Here is a 7,139-nt window from a genome sequence, read left to right on the forward strand (position 1 = left end):
TTCTCAAAAGAGAACTTTGGCGTAAAAATACAGAAAACAATACAGATTGCCCCCGCTTTGCACTATTCATGAAGCATTGTTTAAAAGAACTTCATGGAACCTCTAACAAGTCCACTCAAAACAGCCACTGCCCTATGACGCTTTTAACAAAAGCACATGCCTCTGTTACCAAAGAAAAGTGACACCCAAAAACTGCTCTATTTTACAAAAACCACTTTATTTTAACTGCTGAAGATTTCTCCCCCACATTTATATGAAGAAACCTCTAAACAAAACTGTTTAGCCCGTCAATGGTTAATACATCAATATCCCCATAAATATAAAGGATAAATTTGCTCAACCATATCCCCTTGCATTCATAGAGTGAATCTCCAAAGAACGCCTTATCTATGAGTTTTGAAGTTTTTGAGAAACCTTCAAAACCTATCTATAAAACCTATCAAGGCACATGCTTCATTTGTCTTGATTAACCCGTGAAACGAATAGCAAATTTCACTATTTTGCTGATCTGACCCCGTGTCATGGGCTGTGGATAAACAGCCTTTAAAAAACTTTTTGAAAAAATTTATCCGCTTTTGAATGACTTTACCTCTTCTGATACTCGCTATTTGTCCTAAATGGATTTAATTAACTTCATTTTGATTCTTTTGAAGAGAATTAATCAATAGAATATATTGCTATGGAGTTTATTCTTTATGCTTCGCCCTCATCATTCTGATCATGAACATGTCTCTTTACGCTCTCTCTTAGAATATTATCGTCAACAAGCAAAATCACCCCGTGAATTGGGAACCATGTTTGAAAACCTTGTCATGGCTTATTTGACAAACGACCCGCTTCAAAAGCAGGAATACGAAAAGGTTCAAACCTATTGTGAATGGGCTAAAGAGCATGAAGAAGATGGAACTGATATTGGTATTGATCTGGTGGCTACAATCCGTGATGAAAGTGGCTATGCTGCCATTCAATGTAAATGCTATGATGCTTCTCACATCATTAAAAAAGAAGATATTGATAGTTTTATAGCAGCTTCTGGCAAAAAGATCTTCACCCGTCGTATTCTGGTTGATAGCACCGAAACAGATTGGAGTGATAAAGTCGAACTGACTTGTGAAGGACAAGAGGTTCGTATTCAACGCATAAACCTTTTTGATTTAGAGAACAGTCAAATTGATTGGGGGGCGTATAAAGAACAAGGACAAGCCGTTCTTAAAGAGCAACCCAAAAAAAAGCTTTTAGATCATCAAAAAGAAGCCATCAAGAAAGTCTGTGAAGGTTTACAAGAAGCAGACCGTGGCAAGCTTATTATGGCATGTGGAACGGGAAAGACTTTCACCAGTTTGAAGATAGCAGAACACATAGCAGGAAAAAGCAAGCGTGTTTTGTTTTTGGTGCCCTCCCTTGCTCTTATCTCTCAAACAATCCGTGAATGGACAGAAGATACAGAAGTGCCTTTGCGTTCCTTTGCCGTGTGTTCGGATACACAAGTGGGAAAACGTCGTAAGAATAATAAAAATGATGCTCTTGAATTTGATAGCTCTGATCTTGCCTTGCCTGCAACAACTGATGCAAAAGAACTGGCTAGTAAAGCGGGTAAGGTTTCACATGATCTGATGACCGTGGTGTTTTCCACTTACCATTCAATCCAAGTGATTTCGGATGCACAAAAAGACCATGGTTTACCCGAATTTGATTTGATCATCTGTGATGAAGCGCATAGAACCACTGGGGCTTCATTGGGAACTGAAGACAATGAATCTGAATTTATCAAGGTTCATGATAACAGCATCATTCGAGGTAAAAAACGGCTGTATATGACAGCAACGCCCAAGATCTTTACCGACAAGCTGAAAAAAAAGGCTGACGCATCTGATGCCGTTCTAGCGTCCATGGATGATGAAGAGCTCTATGGGAAAAATCTTTACACTTATACTTTTTCAAAAGCTCTAAAAGATAAGCTTTTAACATCTTATAAAGTTATCGTCTTAGCTGTTGATGAAGCAATTATCAATGCAACGATTCAGAAGCGGCTTAAAGATAAAAATTCCGAACTTATTCTTGATGATACAACCAAAATCATTGGCTGCTACAAAGCACTTTCCCAAATAGAAAAGAAAGAAGAAGATGGCATAAAACCTATGCGTCGTTCTCTGGCTTTTTGTAAAAATATCAATACGTCTCAACTAGTTAGCGAACTATTCAATGACGCCATTGATGAATATCATAAATTTGTGCCGGAAAGTAAAACCTCCCTTAATTTTGAGATTGAACATATTGATGGAACCTTTAATGGCAAAAAACGTAATAAATTACTTGATTGGCTTAAAGAAGATACAGATGAGAATAACTGCCGTGTATTAACCAATGTCCGCTGTCTCTCTGAAGGGGTGGATGTCCCTGCTCTTGATGCGGTTATGTTTTTACACCCGCGTAAAAGTCATGTGGATGTGATACAGGCTGTGGGGCGTGTGATGCGCCGCGCAGAAGGTAAAACAACAGGCTACATTATTTTACCCGTTGGTATTCCCTTTAATATTCCACCACAACAGGCTTTAGAAAACAATACAAAGTATGATGTCATCTGGCAAGTTCTCAATGCTTTGCGTGCTCATGATGACAACTTTAAAAACAAAATAAAAGCCTTAGAGCTGGACCAAGATGTTCGTCATGTGTTTGAGATTGTAGGGGTCACTTTTGACCCTGCTTTACAAGCAATGACCGCAGTTGTTGACGAACTCTCTTTCCACGCGAAATCGGAAAGTGCTGGGCTTCATATTGGTTCAGTAGCAAGTGAAAATTCTCATAGGTATGGAGGACAAAAAGAATTCGAGTTTTATGTTGATGAATTATCGCGTGCTATTAAGCCCATCATTGTCAAAAAATGTGGAGAGCCTAATCAATGGGAAAAATGGGCAGGCAATGTGGCTGCAATTGCACAAAATCATATTATCCGTCTTAAAAGCATACTCGCTGATAAAAAGAGTGAAGCTTATCGCGCCTTTCATGCCTTTCATAAAGAATTAAAGAACGGTTTAAATGACAGTATCGAGCAAGAGGATGCACTTGAGATGTTGGCGCAACACCTTGTGACACGTCCTATTTTTGAATCCTTGTTTGATGGAAATGAGTTTGTGCAAAACAATGCCATTTCACAAGCCATGGAAAAGATCTTAAGAGAACTTGATAAGATGAATATCAAAGACGAAGCCAAAGATCTTGAAAAGTTTTATCAAAGTGTAAAGGATGATACAGAGGGTATTATTGAAACGCGAGCAAAACAGAATCTTATTATCAAACTTTACGAAGATTTTTTTACCAAGGCATTCAAAAAGACAACAGATAAACTTGGGATTGTTTATACGCCTATTGAAATAGTTGATTTTATCTTACATTCCGTCAATGATGTTTTAGAGCAAGAGTTTGGACAAAGCTTAAGTTCTCGAGGCGTTTCTATTCTTGACCCTTTCACTGGAACGGGGACCTTTATCACACGGCTATTACAATCCAATCTCATCAAACCAGAGGATATGGAATATAAATTCCGTCATGATATTCATGCCAATGAGATTGTTTTGCTTGCCTATTACATAGCAGCGATTAACATTGAATCGACCTATCATAGTCTTATGAAAGGTGAGTATATCCCTTTCAAGCATATTGGTTTGGCTGATACGTTTCAAACGCTTAAAGAAAAAAACTTGATAGACGGTATACTCAAAGAAAACAGTGAATATTTAGAACACCAGAAAAATCTGAACATCAAAGTTATCTTTGGTAATCCCCCTTACTCGGTAGGACAAAAGAATGAAAACGATAATAATCCCAATATATCTTATCCCATATTAGATGATCGTATTCGTGAGACTTATATAGCTAAATCGAAAGCAACTAGTACGCAAAAGTTATATGATAGTTATATCCGCGCTATCCGCTGGGCTAGTGACCGTATTGATAATGCTGGGGTAATCGGCTTTGTCACAAATGCCGGTTTTATTACTGGACATTCTATGGATGGTTTACGCAAATGCCTCGTTGAAGAATTTAGCAGCCTTTATATTTTCCATTTACGGGGGAATGCACGGACTTCTGGAGAACAACGTAAAAAGGAAAGTGGTGGCATTTTTGGTGAAGGATCTCGAGCTCCCATAGCTATCTCTATTTTGGTTAAAAATCCAGAATCTCAACAGCGTGGCAAAATATATTTCCGTGATATTGGAGATTATCTCTCGAGAAAAGAAAAGCTTATAATAATAGAGTCTCTTGGTAGCATTGATGGTATTACACGGAGCAAACAAGGTTGGCAAATAATTACACCAGATAAGTACAGTGATTGGCTTGATCAACGTGATGACAGTTTCAAAACATTCTTAGCTATGGGTGTCAAAAAGGGGCATGATAAAAAGCTCTTTGAAACTTATTCTCTTGGTGTTTCAACCAATCGTGATGCTTGGACGTATAACTCAAGCCGTGAATCTGTAAAGAAAAATATGAATAACATGACTGCCTTCTATAATAATGAGGTAAAACGTTTAAATAATACCTATTCACATGCTGATCGTACAGCACGTGCAAAGGTCGTGAATGATTTCGTCAATTCCGATGTAAGAAAGATTAGTTGGAGCAGTACTCTTAAGAGAGAATTATTAAGAGGTAAATTTTCCGAATTTGAAGATAAATGCCTTATTCAAAGCCTATACCGTCCTTTTACACAACAATGGCTTTATTACAATAGCGTCTTTAATGAAGCAGTTTATCAAATGCCGCGGATATTCCCGATAAGACAAGCGGTTGATAATAAGGTGATACAAATTACAGGTATAGGAGCAAAGAAAGACTTTTCTGTATTGATGACTAAAGCTTTGCCTAATTTAGATTCAATAGAAAAAGGTCAATGTTTTCCACGCTATATTTACGAAGATACTACGGTTTCAAAAAATAAAAGTGAGAAACAATCCCATTTGTTTACAAACTCTATAGAGGAAAACAAAACAGCTGGTTTACAAAGGCGTGATGCCATTACGGATGAAGGGTTAGAACATTTTAAAGTAGCTTATCCTAATGAGACTATCACTAAAGATGATTTGTTCTATTACGTTTACGGTTTACTTCATTCGGAAGATTATCGCGCCCGTTATGCTGATAATTTATGCAAAGAATTACCTCGCATTCCTTGCGTAAAGAGTGCTGATGATTTTTGGAAATTTGTGACAGCAGGGCGTGAACTCGGTCATTTGCACGTGAATTATGAAACTGTAGAACCTTATCCAGTGACCTTTAAAAAGGGTAATCCAAAAGTTACAGAGATCTCTAATCCCGAAAAATTCTATTACGTTACAGAAATGAAATTCGCTGGGAATAGTAAGGAAAAAGATAAATCGATTGTTTTTTATAACAGCAATATCACAATAACAGATATCCCTCTTGAAGCTTATGAGTATATCGTCAATGGTAAACCCGCTCTTGAATGGGTTATGGGGCGTCAGTGTGTAAAGACTGATAAAAAGAGTGGTATTGTGAATGATGCTAATCGCTATGCTGTTGAAACTGTTGGCAACCCTGCTTATCCATTAGAGTTGTTTCAGAGGGTTATTACCGTAAGTTTGGAAACAATGAAAATCGTGAAAAAACTACCAAAATTAGAAATAATAGAAACTGAATAACTTAAAAGCATGCTCACATTATAGGCATGCTATCTTACAAGGGGTATAGATTTATAACTGTAATCTATATCTCTCTTGTTAAGTTGATTAGATACAATCTTTAAAAAGAGTGCTTATATGCGTTATTCTAAAAAGAAATCATTTGCACTTTTAGATACTCTTATTTGGATTGCCTTTAAAAGATTATATCGTAATCTAAAATGATAGCTTTATCCTTTTCAAAAGCTTTGTTTAAACAGAATTATGTATATTCATTTTCTTATATTACTTATAGGTTTTGAATGTTTCTACCCCCCCAAAAAAAACCTACAAAAACATATAGCATTAGTTGAATTTATAGGTTGTATTATTAATATAGGTTGTTTTTTTTGAAAAATAGATAAAACTTAACAACTTGAAATATAATGATTTTAATTTTCTCTCATTTGAAAAAAATGATATAGGGTCTAAAAAGAACTGACAAGACTGACAAAAGTTTATTAAAAGGGATTTTGCTCATCTCTATAATGATCAGTTTCTATTGAGATGTTTTCATAACAAGCAATAAATCACAATTATCCTATTTATCATTTCTCTTATGAACATGAAAAATGATGCCATGGCTATAAAGAACATAACAGCTATAGAGAAAGCAAAAATGCAAATGAAAGCATTTGTTATAAGAGCGCGGTGCTATTAAGGTCGTTTAAATTAAAGCCCCTTATAAACAAAATTCACAAAAAAAATTAAAATTCATTTAGTAAAAAAACTGATAGGTTATAAAGATAAAAATACGCATTATGAGAGCGTTTTTAAATATTATAAATGTATAGATTCAGAAAATAACGCAATCGTTTTATAAAGCCCATAATATAGCTTTAAAAGCACATAAATATAAAATAAGCTCTTGATAAGAACATGATAAATATTTACACATAATGAATTTAAAAAACATAAAAAATATCAAAAAAGATAAAATATTAATTGACAATAAATACGTATTTTGTTATATGAACACTCAAGTGATTAGAAAACACTTTGAAACGACAAGCGGATAGATTACGAAACAATCTTTCCAAAGCTTTAAAAAATTGGCTATCTTTTATACTTTTGTTAGTATATGAGAATTTTGTCGGGTGTGTTTACACCATACAATACTCTTTATGAGAAAAATGTAAGCAGCGGACTTGTCGCCGTGTTTTCTAGCGCCCGACGCCCTTATAGGGTTGTCAATAGAAAATTTAATTACGACAAGGTTTTAATTATGACAACTATATCAAACAACACCCCCGTTATCTCTAATATTGCAAATGAAACCGCGCCTGTTAATCAACAAGAGCCTGCAAAAAAATACGAATTTACCAATGAAAAATTCACTTTTGATGGTCTTACTTTACACCGTATACGTGCTCTAAGAGATTTTGATGATGTTAAGGCGGGGGACCTCGGCGGTTTTATTGAAAATGAAAGTAACTTATCCCATGATGGCAATTGCTGGGT

General features: G+C 35.6%; 2 protein-coding genes and 1 pseudogene. All 3 read left to right on the forward strand.

What is annotated here, in order from left to right; translation table 11 throughout:
* On the forward strand, positions 1-182 hold a 182-nt coding region (locus ACFIKG_RS08215), incomplete at its 5' end, for a hypothetical protein (protein ID WP_375652090.1).
* 513 nt (positions 183-695) lie between these two features.
* Positions 696-5,660 carry a DEAD/DEAH box helicase gene (locus tag ACFIKG_RS08220; protein WP_375652091.1) on the forward strand — a complete coding sequence of 1,655 codons (4,965 nt, stop codon included), beginning with the start codon at positions 696-698 and terminating at the stop codon, positions 5,658-5,660.
* 1,243 nt (positions 5,661-6,903) lie between these two features.
* A pseudogene (locus ACFIKG_RS08225) lies at positions 6,904-7,139 on the forward strand (hypothetical protein); the annotation flags it as partial.

The organism is Bartonella sp. LB28NMGDW (genome assembly GCF_042194435.1).
Lineage (GTDB): Bacteria > Pseudomonadota > Alphaproteobacteria > Rhizobiales > Rhizobiaceae > Bartonella > Bartonella grahamii.